Source organism: Anaerocolumna xylanovorans DSM 12503 (genome assembly GCF_900143645.1).
Lineage (GTDB): Bacteria > Bacillota > Clostridia > Lachnospirales > Lachnospiraceae > Anaerocolumna > Anaerocolumna xylanovorans.
The window spans coordinates 71,275-90,881 of record NZ_FRFD01000011.1; the positions used below are offsets into that span (position 1 = coordinate 71,275).

General features: G+C 40.3%; 12 protein-coding genes. 5 read left to right on the top strand and 7 right to left on the bottom strand.

Going from position 1 to position 19,607, the window contains the following annotated elements; translation table 11 throughout:
- Positions 1–214 precede the first annotated feature (214 nt).
- The 3 genes from BUF11_RS18050 to BUF11_RS18060 all read right to left on the bottom strand — a co-directional run bounded on the left by BUF11_RS18050 (position 215) and on the right by BUF11_RS18060 (position 10,137).
- A complete protein-coding gene (locus tag BUF11_RS18050; RefSeq protein ID WP_242952407.1) occupies positions 215–1,006 on the bottom strand; it encodes an AAA family ATPase in 792 nt (263 codons plus the stop codon).
- 329 nt (positions 1,007–1,335) lie between these two features.
- Positions 1,336–3,768: a GH36-type glycosyl hydrolase domain-containing protein gene (locus BUF11_RS18055; protein ID WP_073590267.1), complete on the bottom strand. Its 2,433-nt coding sequence runs from the start codon at positions 3,766–3,768 to the stop codon at positions 1,336–1,338.
- Between the two features lie 177 nt (positions 3,769–3,945).
- The gene (locus tag BUF11_RS18060) at positions 3,946–10,137 is read right to left on the bottom strand and encodes a glucoamylase family protein (protein WP_084558748.1); all 6,192 of its coding nucleotides are present in this window, start codon (positions 10,135–10,137) and stop codon (positions 3,946–3,948) included.
- A 251-nt stretch (positions 10,138–10,388) separates the two neighbouring features.
- On the opposite strand from BUF11_RS18060, the gene BUF11_RS18065 reads away from it, so the two are divergent.
- From BUF11_RS18065 to BUF11_RS18070, 3 genes are read left to right on the top strand one after another with little or no spacing between them, the layout of a single operon-like run.
- Complete coding sequence (locus tag BUF11_RS18065; protein ID WP_330393909.1) at positions 10,389–10,868, top strand: helix-turn-helix transcriptional regulator; 480 nt, start codon at positions 10,389–10,391, stop codon at positions 10,866–10,868.
- Complete coding sequence (locus tag BUF11_RS24105; protein WP_207665492.1) at positions 10,868–11,023, top strand: hypothetical protein; 156 nt, start codon at positions 10,868–10,870, stop codon at positions 11,021–11,023. Before BUF11_RS18065 ends, BUF11_RS24105 begins: the two co-directional genes overlap by 1 nt.
- Positions 11,020–11,856, top strand: coding sequence for a nitroreductase family protein (locus BUF11_RS18070; RefSeq protein ID WP_073590269.1), 837 nt, complete (start codon positions 11,020–11,022; stop codon positions 11,854–11,856). The genes BUF11_RS24105 and BUF11_RS18070 overlap by 4 nt, the downstream gene beginning before the upstream one ends.
- Positions 11,857–12,015: 159 nt before the next feature.
- On the opposite strand, the gene msrB is transcribed toward BUF11_RS18070, so the two are convergent.
- Positions 12,016–12,465 carry a peptide-methionine (R)-S-oxide reductase MsrB gene (gene msrB, locus BUF11_RS18075; protein ID WP_073590270.1) on the bottom strand — a complete coding sequence of 150 codons (450 nt, stop codon included), beginning with the start codon at positions 12,463–12,465 and terminating at the stop codon, positions 12,016–12,018.
- Positions 12,466–12,599: 134 nt separating this feature from the next.
- Positions 12,600–13,241, bottom strand: coding sequence for a CatB-related O-acetyltransferase (locus tag BUF11_RS24965; RefSeq protein WP_073590271.1), 642 nt, complete (start codon positions 13,239–13,241; stop codon positions 12,600–12,602).
- A 354-nt stretch (positions 13,242–13,595) separates the two neighbouring features.
- On the opposite strand from BUF11_RS24965, the gene BUF11_RS18085 reads away from it, so the two are divergent.
- Positions 13,596–14,099 carry a cupin domain-containing protein gene (locus tag BUF11_RS18085; protein ID WP_073590272.1) on the top strand — a complete coding sequence of 168 codons (504 nt, stop codon included), beginning with the start codon at positions 13,596–13,598 and terminating at the stop codon, positions 14,097–14,099.
- A gap of 159 nt (positions 14,100–14,258) precedes the next feature.
- Here BUF11_RS18085 and BUF11_RS18090 read toward each other — a convergent pair whose 3' ends face one another.
- A complete protein-coding gene (locus BUF11_RS18090) occupies positions 14,259–15,716 on the bottom strand; it encodes a DEAD/DEAH box helicase (RefSeq protein ID WP_073590273.1) in 1,458 nt (485 codons plus the stop codon).
- A 258-nt stretch (positions 15,717–15,974) separates the two neighbouring features.
- Here BUF11_RS18090 and BUF11_RS18095 point away from each other — a divergent pair, with 258 nt between their 5' ends.
- Complete coding sequence (locus BUF11_RS18095) at positions 15,975–17,714, top strand: ABC-F family ATP-binding cassette domain-containing protein (protein ID WP_073590274.1); 1,740 nt, start codon at positions 15,975–15,977, stop codon at positions 17,712–17,714.
- Positions 17,715–17,814: 100 nt separating this feature from the next.
- On the opposite strand, the gene BUF11_RS18100 is transcribed toward BUF11_RS18095, so the two are convergent.
- Positions 17,815–19,605 (bottom strand): family 20 glycosylhydrolase, encoded by a 1,791-nt coding sequence (locus BUF11_RS18100; protein WP_073590275.1) that lies wholly within the window; start codon positions 19,603–19,605, stop codon positions 17,815–17,817.
- Between the last annotated feature and the right edge of the window lie 2 nt (positions 19,606–19,607).

Below are 19,607 nucleotides of genomic sequence, written 5' to 3' on the forward strand. Positions count from 1 at the left end.
TTCATTGTACTGCGTATCAAAAAAATTACTAGACTTTAATTCCAACTTATGGTATGATGTATAATGTTCTATGCTTAAAAAAGCTTCTTCAAATGCCGAAGAAGCTTTTTATTTATAACTATATTCTTTAAACTATTTCAACCGTCTTAATGAATGGTTTCATCATTATTGTTACTGTTATAAATTAAATGATGTATCAGATAGCAACCCCTTATTATTCAAATTCTTTCTTATGCCTTTCAAAAAAGTCATAGAAATACCTTACATTCTCAAGTTCTGTCCATTTCGTTTCTTTTAATTCCTTTGAATCAAGATTATAGATTTTTGCATTTAATGTCCCCATCATAAATGGTGAATGTGTGGAAATAATAAACTGGCATCCCATAAACCTTGACATTTTATTTATCTTCTCTGCTAACAATGTCTGGTTTGACGGCGACAAGGATACCTCCGGCTCATCCAACAAATAAAGTGCATCCGATTCAACATAATCATCCAACAGCTGCAAAGTAGTTTCTCCATTCGAATACTTTTCCTGCGCAAATTTTAAATATTCCATTTGTTGTTTCATCCTATCGGAGTTTTTTAATTGCTCTGTTTGTTCCTTATGCATTCCTCTCCTGATATGTTCATATACATATCCATCATTCAAAATTTGTTCCTGCTGAATTTTCTTTATTTCATATAAAATATCTTCGCTTTTAATATACCTGCTTCTCCCGGGAAGCCTGCCAATCTGCCTGCCGTCTTCATCTTCACCTAAAGTATAGCCACATTCACTTGCGAACTTTGTGAAATAAGGCGTAATTCCATATTTGTTGCTGGTGGCGTACTCTTTTCCTTCAATTTGCAGTTTATTTGCTATAATATTCAGCAGGGTAGATTTTCCGGAGGCATTATTGCCGTATAAAATCGTAATTGGTCCAAAGATTAATAATCTTTCTTCTTTATCTGCAAATACATTATATGGATAAATATTCGGATTACCCACTGTCTCACCTGACAATAAAAAGCTGCTTAAATATATTATAGATTGCACCTTCTCTCATATAAAATATGCCGCTGTAACCTTGTGTAAAATACACTATACACCATTTTTATATGCAGGACAATGTTATTTATTATGCTCATGGGCCTCACTGCAGTATCTCTTTGCCCTTTCTTCTCATAATAACAAATCATTTCTCTCGAAGTATTAAGTATGCCGCATTACTTCAAGGAACTTAAACTTCCATAAGGCAAAAGCCCCGTTTTTATTTTGGATATAGATATTTCCCGAAAGCTTTGGCGGGTTAACAAGTTTACTGTCCGTGAATAAATCCCAAAAACAGAGAGCTATACTATAATCCGATGCTTTTCTCCATCATCCACTAACAAAGCTCTGTTCCCCTGAATTAACCTGTCATCCACAGTGATTGTTTCCGTTGTCAGCACTCCCTTGCTTCTGCTCTCAACCCTGATTTCATAGAGGGACCCTCCGTACTTATATTCAATGGAAAAATCGCCGAAACTTGCCGGTGTAGCCGGATCAATGACCAGCTCATTCCCCTCTTTCCGAATGCCCAAAAACCAGCTTAACAGCCCCTGATACATCCAGCCTGCGGAACCGGTATACCAGCTCCAACCGCCTCTTCCGGTGTAGGGCTGGCTAAGGGATATATCCGCTGTCATTACATAAGGTTCCTTCTCGTACCTTAACGCATCCTTCCTGTTCCTCGTAATGTTAATCGGATTAAGTATGGTGAACAGGGTCCCTGCCATGTTACAGTCACCAAGCATTGATGTGGCGATCGCCAGCCAAACTGCCGCATGGGTATACTGGCCTCCGTTTTCCCGGATACCGGGGATATAATTTTTGATATAACCAGGGTTTTTGGTTGTCTTATTAAAGGGCGGTGCCAAAAGTAAGGAAAGGGCTTCCTCCTCCATTACTAAATAACGCCATGCCGACTGCATTGCCATTTTTGCCCGTTCCGTTTTCGCCCCCTTTGATATCACACTCCAGGACTGGCTGATGGAATCTATTCTGCACTCATCGTTTTCCTTTGAACCAAGTTTCGAGCCGTCATCATAAAAGGCCCGAAGGTACCACTCCCCATCCCAGGCATGTTCTTCAATGCTTTGAAGCAGAGCTTCCCGTTTCTGCTCCAGTTCCCGGCCGTAATCTGCATCACCTTCCTGATAGCATAAAGGAATGAAGTCACCCAATACGGTATATAAGAACCAGGCCAGCCAAACACTCTCTCCCTTCCCCAGCATTCCCACCTCATTCATACCGTCATTCCAGTCGCCTCCCCCCATGAGAGGAAGTCCATGTTCTCCGAAACAGGTCCGGTCTATGGTTTTTTTGCAATGCTCATAAACACTTTCGGAACACTCGGATATTTCCGGGGTAAACATTACATCATGCTGATCCTCCTTTAACACCGGACCTTTAATATAAGGCACCTCTTCCTTTAAAATCGTAGCATCCCCGCTGCTTCGAATATAAGCGGCGGTGCAATAAGGCAGCCACAGTAAATCGTCGGTTATTCTCGTTCTTACACCAATACCCATGGGAGGATGCCACCAATGCTGGACATCACCTTCCTCAAACTGCCTGCTGCAGGCAATTAAAATTTGATTGCGCAGAATACTTGAATCTGTAAAGAGAAGTGAAAGGGTATCCTGAAGCTGATCCCGATATCCATAAGCCCCTCCGCACTGATAAAAGCCAGCCCTTGCATTAATACGGCAGGATACCGTCTGATAGAGCAGCCATCCGTTAACCAGGATATCCATCGCCCTGTCCTTCGTCTTCACCTGAACTGTCCCTAATAACCTGTCCCAGTAAGTTTTCACCCTGTCAAGCTCCACTTTGGCAGCAGCAACATCCCTGTACTTATCTCTAAGCTTATATATCTCGTTAAGGTCACTGCTCTGCCCGAGCCCAAACAATACAGTCTTGCTTTCCTGCGGCTGTATCCTCACAGATACCTGAATTGCTCCGCAGGGATCATAGCACACACCCGTACTACAGGATAGTTTAACTTCCGCTCCCCGCGGTTCCCGGATGCTGCCCTTCTGCCCCAGAAACTCCTGCCTGTCGCCGGTATAACCGACTATCATCTCACTGGAAAACAGGTAGGAATAGCTGTTCCCAAAATTCAGGGTATAGATGTTCTTTGCAGATAAATACTCATGCTCATTGTCGTAGGAGGTCAGGATATAGGGATTGGTATGCTCCCCCTGCGTGCCCAAAACCCATTCCACATAATAGGTCAGGCTCAAATATTTTACTTTATCCGAATGGTTTGTCAGATTAAGATTCCATAACTTCAATGATTCATCCAAGGGTGTAAAAACCGTTAGCTCCTGGTCTACGAGCGCTTCTTCATGAAGGAATCTGCTGTATCCAAAACCATGCCTTACCCGGTAAATGCCCCTGTCAGATCTTCCCAGGGACATCGGTGTCATTACTTCACCGGTTATTTCATCCAGAATATAGACTGCCTCAGAGGCTCTGTCACTTACGGGGTCGTTGGACCAGGGTGTGAGCTTATTCTCCCTGCTGTTGATACTCCAGGTAAAGCCTGCACCCGACTCCGATATCTGGAATCCAAAGCTCTTATTTGAGACAACATTAATCCAGGGTGCCGGCGGTCTGTTATTGCCCTCCAACAGAATTTCATACTCCCTGCCCTCACAGGCAAATGCCCCGAAGCCATTAAAAAATTCATAATTTTCTGTTTCTTTCTCCTGTGTCGTTGGTGCATCTGCTGTGTCCAAAGCCTCTTCCTCCTTAAAACCTAATAGCTCCCATTGCATATCGCAGACTTGTCTGCGATACTGCTTAAATAAGGGGTGTGAAATGTCCTTTATTTCACACTAGCTCCCATTGCATATCGCAAGTTTACTTGCAAAACTGCTTAAATAGAAAGTGAAAAATGTCTTTTATTTTTCACACTAATCTTCAAGTAACTCATACATATTTTCTTTTACATGATTAAAATAAATACCCGTCTTCTCCGAAAATACGACTCTCGCTACCGTATACAACAAATCAATCTCCGCCGGTATCATCTCATAGGTATGCAGCGTAAAAAAGCTTGGCTTCTCGCTTCCGGAATCATAAATCCGAAGAGAGCTTGTCATATCGCTTATTAACATATCTACCTCCTGAAAATAACCATGTTTGGAATCAATCAGGATAACCAGATCAACCATAACACGGTTGATTCTTAAATATTCGTAAGCCTTCAATACATCCTTCACAAGTCTTCCGTCTTCCATGGAGGCAACCTTCAAAAGCAAAATGGGATTATCGCCGGATATGCCGAACTTCCATAAAAAGCTCTGATTCTTAAAGTTCCGTCTAATATTTTCAACAGGGCCGCGGTAAATACCCGCAGAATAGAAAATCGGGCTGATCAGGTCCTGAAATGCGTTCAGCTGAAGTTTAGTAATTTCCAGATACTTCAACTCCAGATTCTTTTGAAGCCGGAATTTCTCCAGGATATCATCAATCCGGTAACTTACATTAAATTCCCCTGCAATTTTTATTGCTTCCTCCTTACTGCCGCATACTCCGGTAATGAAAGATATGCAGGCTGTTTCACCCGGCTCTATGCAGCACCGTACCCGCAAGCTCATAATCGGATCATTGCAAAAGCCCGAATTATTGAAAAAGGTAATACTGTTAACTACCGAATCCGGATTCTCCAGGGTATTGTTTCTTCCGATAAAGCGTTTTTTGTCATTTTCGTATTCTACTTTTTTGCAAAGCTTTGCTCCTGTTCTTACCATGTGGATAAGATAAGGATTATCCTCCTCCTTCTTACGCCGTCTTTTTGCAAGAAAGATTTCATCCTCTTCCAGATACTCACTTTCCAGAAAGAGCTTATTAAACGCAGGATGGCTTAACTCTGCCGGATGGGTATCATCCACCACCTCCAGATAACTGGTCACTTCCAACTGCTTTTCCTCATTCCCATGATTGGTAAATGTAACCTTGCGTATCTCAAAATTATGGTCCGCATCCAGGCTGACAATCATGTGCGTTGAGATATCCCCGTCCCTGCGTTTAAATTCCGCCTTGTGCGGCCAGAATACCACCTGGTAATCCTCCGGCTCTGTTCTTGTAGGATGATATGTGGTACTCCAAACCTTACCCTGCTTCATATCCTTGACATAGATATAATTACCTGTATTTGCGTAAATATCCGATCGCCAGCGGTAAAGCATCCTATCCTCATATTTACTAAAGCCGTCCCCATCGGTTGTTATCATCAGTGAATACTTACCGTTTGACAGGTAATTTGCAACGGTTGGATTCACAGCCACACTGCCCACATACCGGTTACTGTAAATAACTTCTTTAAAGAGGGGCTTACCGATTTTTATTGTATATCCCTGCTTGGCAATGGAAATCAAATGAGACCGGCGTTTTTCCTCCAGCAAGACTTCTGTTGCCTTTATCATCATCTCTGCATGAAATCTCTCCCGAAGGATACCCTCATTCAGATAATTATTAATCGCAGCCAGATTCATCCCCTGATGATGTGCCATATAGGATTTCACAATACAATAAGGTGTCAGTTCCACAGAATTCGGTACGTTAAAATCAATTGCCTCATAGAAACCATAATCGCCGAAGGCTCCTAATTCCTTCATCCGCTTCAGATTCTCTACGCATTCCTCTTCTGCGATATCCAGTGCCAGCATCGTTGCATAAGGAGCAACCACCAGGGAATTCCTATGGACCGGCTGAAGTCTTATCTTCGGAACACCAAAGGCTTTATACTGGTAATTTGAGTTTAAGTCAAAACGATAATATTGGGATTCTGATATTCCCCAGGGTATCTCCGCCTCCTTTGCATATTTCATGTGCTGGAGTACCGCTGCCCTGGAGGTCTGTGCATAAACGGAGCCTTCATATTCTTTGAATACCAGATTCGGCATCAGATATTCAAACATCGTGCCGCTCCAGGATACGAAGCACGGAACACCTCCTACAATGGTCAGCGGCCTCCCCAGTTTATACCAATGCTTTAACGGTACTTCCCCCTTCGCTATCGCAAGAAGGCTTGTAAGTGCCGATTCCGACGCCATCAAGTCATAACAGCCGTCATCCAGCATGTGCGAGGATACATGATATCCGATATGGAACAGCATTCTCTTATCATTGAATAAAAAGCGGAAATCAACATTTGTCAAAAGGCAGTCTATCTTATTACTGAGTGCTCTGATCCGGTTAATCATGTTATTCGCAAATTTATTGTCCTCTGCTGCAATGCAGCGAAGCGTAGGATAAGAAGAAAAGCTCTCTTCCTTCAGCTTTAAAGCAGAGGTCTCATTTACAATACTGTCAATAGTACTCATCAACTGCCTGGTATAGCGATAATCTGCAGGCGGACTAAGCTCCCTCTCGTTTAAGTTTTCCCAGATATCCGCAATATCTTCTATCAGTTCACCTATCCTTGTATACTTAAGTCTAAGCTCATTTCCGGCAGAATTGCCCGTTCTTTGCTGAATTTCCTCATTGCTGTCCTTTACCAAGGCTTCAAGTTCAGATAGTATATTGTCCGGATAAAGCGGCTTGTCTACCTGCTCTAAAAGGCCGTTTTTCAAGGCTACCAGGTGTCCAAAGAAATTACCGCTGTCTACGGTTGATATATAGGCAGGGTCTAACACCTCCAAGGTTTCAATATGATACCAATTATAGAGATGTCCCTTCCATTTCTGCATTTTATGAACCGTTTCCAGCAGATTCTCCACGGCTTCAACCGTAGAGCTTAGAGTTTCAAATCCAAAATCCCTGGCTGACAGAATTGCCAGAAACTGAAGGCCGATATTGGTCGGTGATGTTTTGTCGCTGACTTTTGTGACTGCCCCAATCTGGTAATTATCCGGGCAGAGCCAGTTATTTTCCTTCGTGGAAAGTTCCTTAAAAAACAGCCAGGTTCTGCGTGCAGTACAAATAAGCATCTCACTATCCTGTGCTTTATCCATCAGATACTTCTTTTCCGGCTGACTGATCCGGTATGCGATTTCAAAGGCAATACTCCAGTCAGCAATTATGATTGCTGCCAAAATAATTCCTGCCGGGTTCAAATGTCCCATAAATATAATTACCAAAAGCACGAACGCCGGAAGAAAATTGCTCCACATAGTAAGAAAATATCCTTTTCTGGTATTGATGATGGAGGCATCCACTGCTTCTGCCGTGTTCCAGCGAAGCAGATTTCTTTTGCTGATAAAGATCCGATACAGGGTCCTTGCAATTGCATCCGATGCAACATAAGCCCGGTAGGGAGTGATTGTAAATTCCAGGAATGTTCTTTCCACCATCGCAGCAAGCTCCTTAAGGAAACCTTTATAAATAAGAGCAAGATTTGGCCGGATCAGCTTCTGGGTAATCACTGCAATTAATAAAATAATCAGGTTAAATATATCACTAAAGAAAACGAAGGGTATCCAAAGATAATATGCTCCCGGCATCCATGCCAGATTCAGCAAAATAAACAGAGTCTTACTTAGCGGAACCAGACTTCGTCTTAAGTTGTCAAAGATTTTCCATTTTGACAATGGGCTTAGGCTTCCCCCGTCCGGGGTCTTTTTCATAAACAGCCAGGGCAGGAGCTGCCAGTCTCCGCGCAGCCATCGGTGTTCCCTTTTGGTAAAGGATAAAACGCTGTTCGGAAAACTGTCCATAATCTTGGCTGCGCTGGAAAAAGCCGTTCGTGCATAGCAGCTCTCAAAAAGGTCATGGCTTAAAATCCGGTTTTCCGGTACCTTATTATGAAGCAGCTTATGGAAGGCTTTCCTGTCATAGATGCCCTTCCCTGTATAGATACCTTCGCCAAAGATATCCTGGTAGATATCTGATATTACGGTTCCGTAATGGTCAAGGCCCGATTCTCCTCCAAAGATTTTCGTAAACCTGCTGCCATGCTTATCTACGATATGATTTCTTACCGAGGGCTGAATGATGACATAGCCCTCCTTTACCTTCCCGCCTGTGGAATCCAGAATCGGTTTATTTAAAGGATGATCAATCAGTCCAACCAGTTTCGCGGCATTGTCACGAAGCAGATTCGTATCCGCATCCAACGTAATCACATACTGGAAGGTGGTAAAAAGCTCTTCGTCACAATAAATGGACGAAAAGGTGGTGCTCTCCTTTCCCGCCCCATTTAAAAGGCTGTTAAATTCCTCCAGTTTTCCTCTCTTGCGCTCCCATCCCATATAACAGTTCTCCGCTTCATTCCATTTGCGGCAGCGGAAGAACAGGGAAAAGCGCTGGTGTTCCGACGGGTAAAGCTCATTCAATTCCTTCATACGTGCAGCAAGGGCACTCTGGATCACCTCATCTTTTGGCATGGACTGACTCGGGGAATCCTCAAAATCAAGCAGCAATGCAAAGTAAAGATTCGGCTGCCTATTTGCCAAATAATGCTTTTGAAGACGTTCCATATACTGCAGACCCTGTTCCTTCGAGGAGACGATGACCGGCATGACAACAAAGGTTCTTGCTTCCTCCGGTATTTCCTTTTGATAATCCAGGGAAGGGATCTTCTTAACTCTGATTCTTCTGGTAAATATATAATTTGTAATCTCTATGGAAATACCGATAAGCAGCGGCATGACCACCAGAAGGGTAATTACATGCCTATTGGCAGCTGTAAGGCCGCCAAGTGCCCAAAATGCATAGAGCAGGCAGGCACTCAGTCCCAGAATGATAAGGAACAGAGAAAGGAAATAGAAGAAGCCCTTTACATTCCTCTTTTTCTTAATGCTTTGGGGAATCGGTTTCCCTAATGTCTTTGCTTTCAGAATCGGATAGCCCTTACCCAAAAGATAGGCTCCCACATGATGAGAACAGTGCAGATCCTCCCTTCCCTGAATCGCCAGTTCCAGGCAGTCCTTCGCTATTTTTTCTTCCATCAGCCGATAACGGAGCGATAATTTAACAATAACTCCCCGATACATTCCCCTGGCCTCTAAATCCATCTTTGAATAGACACCATCCGGGTCCTGTGACAAAATCTGCTCCAGACAGGAATATTCCTCAAAGAATTTTTCCTCGTCCACTTCATTGATATCCCTAAGGCTGACAATTAAAGTCCGTATATTTGCCTCAAGAAATGCTTCCATCTTTCCTTCCTCCAGAAATATTTCGGAGGTTCTCACCTGTCTTCCCAAAGAAGCAAAATGATATTCCAGATATCTTTGAATGGAAGCCTCATCAAAGGACATATTTTTCAGCAGGTATATTACATGGGCGTGGAACGAATAGTTCAGCCTTAAGTTATCTTCTATCTCGCAAAACAGTACCGATATATCGGCTGTACTCTGCTTGCCTTCCAGCTTTTCCCGTAAGAACTTTTCTGCCTTTGACTTCACATCAATCACAGAAAGAATTTCATCTGCAATTACAATGATTTCTTCAAGAAGACAAAAGCCCAGCACTTCCGGCAAAACCCAGATTTCCTTATCCGTGAGCGGTATCTTCTGCTGATAAGCCGTTAACATCACGGAAATATTTTCTTCACTTAAGTGTCCGCCGGAAAGAGCCACGATTCTTTTAGCCACAACATAAATACGGGGAAAGTTACGGTATTCCTTTCCCTTTAGGACCGGCAATACGGCATAGCTCGTTCCTGAGGTGCGCACTTTTTTAATTTCCCGGTACATCATCTGGAAATTGTCAAAAAGCCAGCGTGCTGCCGGAATCAGGGAAATGATATCAGTGGACAAGACAGAGATTCTATCTCTGATTTTATTCAGTTTTTTATACGCGACCTGATTATAATCATTAAGAACAAAGCTATATCCGGTTAGTTTGACCTGACTGTGGCTTTCTGCCAGATTAAGCATCTGCTTCTCCCATTCGCTCGGTCCCGGTTTATCTCCTTCTCCCAGGGAATAGCTCGGGAAATGCACTTTCTTTCCAAAATGGCTAAACCGGTTATATAGCATTAATAGAACAAAACCGATTAATGCAATCAGTATCAATAAAACAACCCGCAGAAACGGTGAATTTATATAAAAATTAATTCCATCCAACGAGATCAGCAATTGAATCTCCTCCTTATTAATAAAATGCCTTTCAGACAAGATGGCATCTACTCCTAGATAGTTTGTCTGTTTTTCCATAAAAAATAGCACAATATTTTATTATGGCATTTTTATATTTTCTGTCAGATTTATAAAATTTATACAAACTTAATGCTCCTGCGAGCCTTGGCTGAATATGGTATACTAGTTAACGAATAACCTGACATACTATTGTCAGGTTATTTATTTTATAATGTAATCAAGGTGATAGATTGAAAAATGCATTGCATTTTTCAAATTTCTATTTGAGCAGTATCGCAAGTAAACTTGCGATATGCATGGGGATTAATATGCAGGTAAACAGACTGTTTGAAATTATATATATTTTACTTAGTAAAAAATCCATAACCGCAAAAGAATTGGCAGAACGATTTGAGGTATCAGTAAGAACAATCTACCGGGATATTGACACACTGTCTTCAGCAGGGATACCTATTTATGCAAGCCAGGGAAAGGGCGGCGGTATCTCTTTGCTTGACGATTATGTGCTCGATAAATCCGTTCTTTCAGAAAGGGAACAAAACGAGATATTGTATGCATTGCAAAGCCTGTCAATAACGCAGGCTCCAGAGACAGATAAAGTACTTGCCAAACTAAGCAGTCTATTCAACAAAAGCAAAACCAGTTGGATTGAGATAGATTTTAGTCCCTGGGGCAGTGACGAAAACAGGACATACCAATTTACCATTATAAAAGACGCTATCTTAAGCCATCGAATCATTGAATTTAATTATTTTAGTTCATCCGGTGAAAAAAGGAGGTTCCATTAATGGAGAATTCCAGCCATATAATTATTGATCCCAAGGAACGGGACGGTAAACGTGTTCTTGTTACCGGCGGTACCAAGAGAGGAATGGGTGAAGCAATAGTAACGCGCCTTACCCAGGATGCTATCGTAATAGATGCTGTATTGGCGGGTGAATGAATATGACAGCAGATAACTTGATTCAGATAAATCAGGAGCAATGCATAAAGTGCGGTCTTTGCGTGAAGGTCTGCCGAGGTACCCTTGGTATGGGAGAACATGGTCCGGAGGTTGTTGATAATTTCTGCATTGCCTGCGGGCATTGTGTAGCCGTTTGTCCAAACGGTGCATTAGATCACAAACTGGCTCCGCTTGAAAAGCAGGCCTTGCTCGAAAATACGCCAATGCCGGACGCCAATACGGCGGCTCGTTTTCTCCGCTCGCGGCGGTCTGTTCGTTCATTCCAAAAGAAACGTGTACCGCGCGAGACAATCAGAGAGCTTCTTGATATTGCTCATTTCGCACCAACGGCCTGCAATTCACAGGGAGTATCTTACCATGTTGTAGATGATTCGGTTACTTTAAAAGAAATCGCGGCTATGATTGCGGATTGGGCAGAGGAAGATTTAAACCATGGAGCTTTGGGGAAATCCCCATGGTCGAAAAACACCTCCAATACGATCCGATGTTACCACGAAAATGGCGAGGATACTATTCTAAGGGATGCCCCCTGCCTGATCATCGCCACGGCGGATAAAGATCGTTTCGCACTCGGCCGGGACAATACCCATTTTGCACTCACATATGCCCAGCTTTATGCGCCCGTTCTCGGATTGGGTACCTGCTGGTCCGGATTGCTTGAGTATTGTGCGGCGGTTGAGCACGAGCCTCTGCTTCGGCTTCTAAATCTCCCCGAAAACAGAAGCGTTACCGGTGCAATCATTGTGGGATACCCGGTTTATTCTTTTAAACGGCTGGTAGACAGAGATCCCTTACGAATTTCCTGGCAATGATGTTGTGCACATCATCTTTTTCAGATCCGTATTTTTGTGGTCATCTATAAAAACGCCCTTTTCCCCTTCTGACCACAAGACGTCATCAAAACTATCCTTTCAACATGCCTTGAGGATACAAAATGATACCTTTAACATAATCTATAGCATGAAGATATTTTAAATAGCATTGAGAAAATCCCGATATCCTTCCTTCTCCATTTCTTCTTTCGGTATGAATCTCAGTGATGCACTATTGATGCAGTACCTCAAGCCACCCATTTCAGCCGGTCCATCCTCAAATACATGTCCCAGATGTGCATCTCCTACTTTGCTTCTCACTTCCGTACGTTTCATGCCATGACTATAGTCAGTAATTTCCATAATAGTGTTTTCATCAATCGGCTTAGCAAAACTAGGCCATCCGCAGCCAGATTCAAATTTATTACTGGATATAAAAAGCGGTTCCCCAGTAGTGATATCTACATATATCCCTTTTCTGAATTCATTAAAGTATTCATTTTTAAAAGGTGGCTCTGTGGCATTGTTCTGAGTTACTTCATACTGGATTCTTGTTAAAGTTGTTTCTAATTCTTCTTTTAACTTCTTCGAATATTTGTTACTATTCATACGTAACACACTTCTTTCTTTGATTGATTTAATAATGGCAGATAACCCTTACAGCCTATGGAATAAATATTTCATTGGATAAATGGACTTAACACATTAATGCCTGTTATTATAATAACCAGATAACAGAAATACTAATTACCTCTATTATTCAACGTCATCGACTCAACAACTGCATCAACATTCTCTATTGTAATTTCATATTGTGAATATTTTTCATAATTCTTTACATTGATATTATTAAAATCTATCTTTTTTAACTTATCGATGATTTCATCACTAAAACGATATTTTAGAATGCGATTTCCCGCATATATGGCGTAGGAAGGTATATTTTTTGCAACTACACTCCCCGCTCCGACAATACATCCTCTTCCTAATGTAACACCGGAAAGTATGGTTGCTCCATAACCAATCCATACATCATCTTCAATGTTGATTGGCCCCTTACAAACTCCATCATATTGTGTATGATATTTAAGTTCAGGAAATGGATAATTTGTTGCTCGTTTGTAATTATGTTCACCGCCGAGAACAAAATTTACATTACTGGCAATGGAACAGAAATTTCCAATATTGAGCTGCTCCTCATTCGAACCATACCAATGAGCATTAATGTGCCCATAGGTACCCTTTCCTACCCGGATAATATTCATGGGACTATTATAACTTATTGTAGTAAGATTATGCCGATTCATTTTTCGCCACTGGGCGTTTTTTCTTTCTTGCAGATATTTTGAGGCAAACGGGGCAAATATTGATTTTAATACCAGCATGTTAATCCTCCTCCCTTATGATATGTACCAATATACTTCATCAAAATTTCAGAAAACAAATGCAGTTATATACAATATATGCCTTACCCAAGTCTAATATTAATTTTGTAATCGCCTGCCGCATGAGCGTGAATATCATTTAACATAAGAAACCCTCCTAATTATAAGGAATTTATTCTTATCGATTATGCCATGTTTTTTCAGAAAAAGTATATGTCATAACTTTTATTTAATATTTCCGTTGCGGGACAAATTAAGAAAATGCTATTAACTATATAAAATTTATGGAATTAAATTTACATATCGATATAATCCGATATAATATAATAAGGAAAAATTGAAAGGAGTATCAATATGTATACAGCAGATTATTTTATTAAAAATTTAAACATGATATCGCATCCGGAAGGTGGGTTTTATAAAGAAATTTATGCGTCGGAAGAAAATATAACATCAAAAGAATTAAAAGTTGACTTTGAAGGTTCACGAATACTTTGGACAAGTATCTACTTTTTACTTAGGGACGGAGAAGTATCTCATTTTCACAGACTAAAATCTGATGAAATGTGGTACTATCATTCAGGTTCTCCTCTAACTATTTATATGATCAGCCCAAAAGGAGAGCTTTTTACCGAACAGCTTGGACTTAATATTGAAAATGGTGAAAAACCTCAAGTATTGGTGCCAAAAGATTATATATTTGGTTCCGCTATGAATAATAAAGGGTATGCATTAGTTGGCTGCATGGTATCGCCAGGATTTGAATTTAGAGACTTTGAGTTATTTAAAAAAAATGATTTGCTAGAAAAATATCCTAATCATCAGCAGATAATTCATAAACTGACTTCCAATGAATAAATATTCCGGAAGATAATGATAAAACAATAGCAAATGTGAATAGTAAAGAAAGGGCTCTTATATATAATTGTGATAGTTGGAAAACTTTTCAATTATTTATCCTTCCTTCTGTCCTCGCAGAAGGCAGGCGCATTGCCTGCTTTCCTTTCATTCCGCTGTTTATTTGCTCTCTTTCTCTGCTGCCTTGGATACCTTCAACTGCTTACCGCCGATCATTGTATTTTTCATTGTCTCCAATACCAGGGACCCCTTGCCGTTCAGTATTTCCACATAAGTAAGGGTATCTTGGATGGTGATAATTCCGATGTCCTCTGCCGTGACACCTTCGATATTCGATATCACTCCGACGAAATTGGCTGCTCTAAGCTTCTTTTTCTTCCCCCCGTTAAATCGCAGCTTCATAATTTCCTTATGTAATTGATCGCTTTTCATTTGTCTGATGACAGGCGCTGCATTTCCTTTTTCATCAAAAGCAGACTTCTGAAGAGAGACTTCCTCTTTCGACGGTTTTGTCATTTTGTCAATTTCAAACCCAATATATTTCTCAATATCATTTAAATACCGAAGCTCCGTGGGTGTCACAAAGGTAATCGCTTTCCCGCTTTGACCTGCACGCCCGGTTCTTCCTGTACGATGTACATATACTTCCCTGTCAAAAGGAATGTCATAATTAATAACCAAAGAAATATTCTCAATATCAATTCCTCTTGCTGCTACATCAGTAGCAACCATATAAGTAAACTCTCCCCTTTTAAAGCGCTTCATGGCAATTAGCCGGTCATCCTGTTCCATACCGCCGTGGATTTTATTGCAGCGATAACCCCTATCCACCAGCTGATTGCATACCCTGTCCACCCGTTCCTTGGTTCTGCAGAAAATAATACAGCTATCCGGTTTTTCAATAACAGTAACATCCGTAAGCAGTGCCAACTTTTCTTCATCCCTGGCGAAATAAAGGGAATGCTTGATATCATCTGTTGTAATACCGGCCTCACTGACATCGATATACATCGTATCTTTCATGTAACTTGATGAGATTCTTTTAATTTCTTCTGGCATGGTAGCTGAAAACATCATTGTAACCCGGTCCCCAGGAAGCTCCCTTAGAATGAATTCAACCTGTTCAGCAAATCCCATATCCAGCATCCGGTCCGCCTCATCAATTACCAAAAACTTAATCCTGTCAAGGATTAATGTCCCTCTCTTAATATGATCCATGACACGTCCCGGCGTGCCGACAACTATATGCGTCTTTTGCTTTAGTTCCGTCTTCTCCATAGAAAATGGGTGTCTTCCATAGATTGCCGCCGCTTTTACCCTTTTAAATCTGCCGATATTAGTAAAATCCTCTTTCACTTGAACAGCGAGTTCTCTTGTTGGAGTCAAAATAAGCGCTTGCGGTTTATTTTCCAGCCATTCAATTAATTCACAGATTGGTATTGCATATGCGGCAGTCTTACCGCTGCCGGTCTGTGCTTTTACGAAAAGATCGTTTTTTTCTAATGCGAAGGGAATGACACGCTCCTGAACTTCGGTGGGTATATCATACTCTAAACCCTTTAATGCCTTTCTTATCTCTTCGCTTACAGAAAAATCGTGAAAACTTCTGTTGTCCATATTGAAACCTCCATTGATTAACCATCTCTCTTCTTAATTTTACTTGAAAGATTGAATATTAGCAATGGATAAAAGATTACCTTGTATCCGTCTTGTTTTCTTTTTTAAATATAGCCAGGAAAGAATGGTATCAAATCTTCCAACGGCACAAACAGTTTTCATATAAAATGATTGAAATCATCCGTAAAAAGTGTTATGCTACCATAGTTGAAGAGCTTATTTTGATAGGCTCTTTTTTACTGATAAAGGAGGATTAATATGATAAAAGTTGATAACTTATCCTACTCATTTCCACAAAAGGATCTATATAATAAAATTTCATTCACATTAGAAGACGGTCAACATTGTGCCTTTATAGGAACAAGCGGCAGTGGAAAAAGTACACTGCTCAATATCCTTATGGATCCGGAAAGATATATGTTCGAGGGAAAGTTGGAGATATCCTCCAATTGCAGGATTGGGTATGTAAGCCAGTTCTCACAGCTGGACAAAACAAAAGAAATAACCGTTTTCGAATATATAGGGGAAGAATTTATTAAGCTGCAAAATGAGATAACATCTATTTGTACCGAAATGGAAACATCTTCGGATATTGATTCTCTACTGGAAAAATACCAACAAGCTTTGGACGCATTTCATGCAATTGGCGGAGAGGATTTCGAAAGCAATATGAATAAGCAGCTAACTCTGGCAAACCTAAGCAAGCATGAAGATCTGCCGGTATCTAAACTTAGTGGCGGGGAATTCAAACTGATTCAGGTGATTAAGGAAATGCTGACCGGTCCGGATTTAATGATTATGGACGAACCCGATGTATTTTTAGACTTCGAAAACCTTGATTCTCTTAAAAACCTAATTAATTCGCACAAGGGAAGCATGCTGGTTATTACACACAACAGATATCTATTGAATCATTGTTTTAATAAAATCATACACCTTGAAAACAGGTTGCTCCAAGAATTTGATGGACGATATATTGATTATAATTTCTCCTTACTTCAAAGTAAAATTGAGTTACAGGAACTGGCAATTGCTGATACGGAAGAAATCGAGAGAAATGAAATCTTAATTGATAATCTAAGATTCATCTCAACCATCCATACCGAAGCTTCCAGAGGGAAATCACTAAACGCCAGAATTAAAATCCAGGAGCGACTAGAAGCTCGCAGAATTAAAGCACCATTTGTAGATATTAAGCAGCCGGAAATCAATTTTATTACAAATAATGTACTCGGAGAAACGATTGCTTTGAAAGTCAAAGATTACAATGTTGCCTTTGATGATATTCTTTTAGAAAATGTTAACTTTGAGCTCAAGTCTACCGATAAAGTGGCCCTGATCGGTTCAAATGGTACCGGGAAAACGACTTTACTCCGAGAAATCTTTAAAAATAATCATGATTCTATTGAGATAAATGAATGCGTTAAAATGGCTTTTTTATCTCAGCTTCAAGGTGAAATGCTAAATGAGTCTGATACCGTAATGGAAGAGTTTTTTAATGTGGGTTTCAAAACTTATGATGAGATTGGATCCTATCTTTTAAACTATGGTTTTGACGAAGAAATCATTCATCAAAAGATAGGCTCTCTGTCCGGCGGAGAAAAAAATATACTTCAATTAGCCAAAATTTCTGCCGGTAAAGCAGACCTGTTACTTCTTGATGAACCGACAAGCCATCTGGACACCTATTCACAAATAGCACTGGAAAAAGCTATCGAAAACTATAATGGTGCGATTCTAATGATTTCTCATGATTTCTATTCTATCGTAAACTGTATGGATTATGTTTTAATCATTGAAGATAAGACAATTCGGAAAATGAGTATGCGAAAATTCAGAAAGATGATTTATGCCGGTCATTTCGATAGAGACTATTTAGAAACTGAACAAAAGAAAAAAGCAGTGGAAACGAAAATAGAATTAGCTTTAAAAGATACTGATTTTGCTCTTGCAAAAGTTTTATCCGAAGAATTAGAAGAGCTGATTAAGTTACTTTAAATTTCAATATAAGATATTATATTGGTACAAAGGGGCTGTCGCAAAATGATATATATTTCGTATTTTGCGACAGCCCCTTTACTCAAACTTTATTTGCTTCCTATCTTTGATTAACCATTTCATCCATTAGAAATCTGGAATTTACAAATTCTTTTGCGTCGGTTTTATTAAAGTTTATACTTATCAGTCTTGAAATTTCAGGCTTAAGATATTCCCTCATGGTCTCCAGCTCTTTGACCTTCCTGACCACAATAGCTTTTTCTCTTTTTGATGATCCGTCGTACAATTTGTACATTTCCCTGTAGGTTGCCATACTTTTTTGCCTGTAGATGGAAAGCAAGGAAGCGAATTTATACACCTCTGCAATATACTTATTTCTTTTGCAGTTCCGGGCAATGAAGGAAGTTTTTTCATATACTAACTCGTTTTCATTTCCGAAGCAATTTTCTATCCCCTCCACCCCAAAGAAATTCTCCAGAAATCTCTCCTCAAATTCCTTACTGTCGGAAGCTGTATTCCAATATTTATCTGCCGAAAAAATAAGCGGATACCACATGGTATCAAAAAATGGATGTGGAGGAGCTATTGTACCGGTGTAATTTGACCAGACTGTAGTTATTACTCCCATTAAATCAAATTCTGTTGATAATTTGCTCCAGTCATCTATGTTTATCAAGCGGTCTTTCATATTGGGCATATCAAGGTAATCAGAACTCATTCCTTCACAGCATTTCGCCGAGGAGGCCCCTATCACATGAAAGCCGGCTTCCCTATATTTTTTAATCAGTGATATACCTTTTTCTAAATCACCATTATAATAAAGCCAGCACATTATTACTATGTTCTTATCCAGAAGCTCAAATTCTTCTTCTGAAAAGCCCCTTAGCATATCATCCCAGATAACAGGTATTTTATTTAAAGATGTAATAACCCCGGCCACACGGTTTGTGTGTTCCAGAAAAACCTTATGAAAGCCCTTTTCTCCATATTTTGCTTTGCACAATTCACAATTGATCAAATTCCATGCCTCGTCACAGCCGATATGCATATACTTGCTTTTAGGATATTTTTCTGCCATCTCCCTGCACATTTTTTCTATCAGCCCATAGACTTCTCCATTTGAAGGACAAAACTCGTCTATATCGTTGAAGGAAAGATTGCCAATGGGATTGAAGGAAAAGGGAAGTTCGCTGTTAACCGCGCCACTTCTCACTTCCCTCATAGGATAATAGTCATCATTTTTAAGTATGTATTCAACATGTCCCAAGGTCTGCTGCAGCGGTATTATATCAATGTATCTGTCGTTTGCATACCTGATTATTTCTTTTAATTGATCTTTGTCCAGGGCATTCACCGAAGTTATTCCCTTGGCCTCTTCATAGGGGAATTTGTCTTCCAATTCCATCAAAATGGTGTTGAACTTATATTTGCACAGTTCATCTATTATTTCTATCATTCTTTCAAATTTAGGAATACCAAATCTTGATTCAAAATGGTATCCTCTGATATCATTATCTGGCCAATCGATTATTTCAAGTTCCCTTTCACAGCCCTGCTCTTTTAGCTGTAAACAGGTTTGTATTCCGTAAAATAAACCTTTGCTGCTCCCAGCTGCAATAACAACTCCCTTCGCATCAACCTTTAATAGATATCCCTCCTCTTTATCCTGTAATACTTCAGGCAAATGCTTCATTTCCAAGCCAAATTCATCCGAAATCTGTAAAAAAGAGAATGGGACTGTCTCCTTCGGCAAAACATCCTGGTTGAATAGAACTGCTGCATATTCCAGCATAAATCCGTTTACATTGGTATATATTTTCTTTTCAAAAGAGATACCCTTCTGCAAAGGCCGGCCTTCTGTTATATTTTTGGGCTTTGGTATTATATTCATGA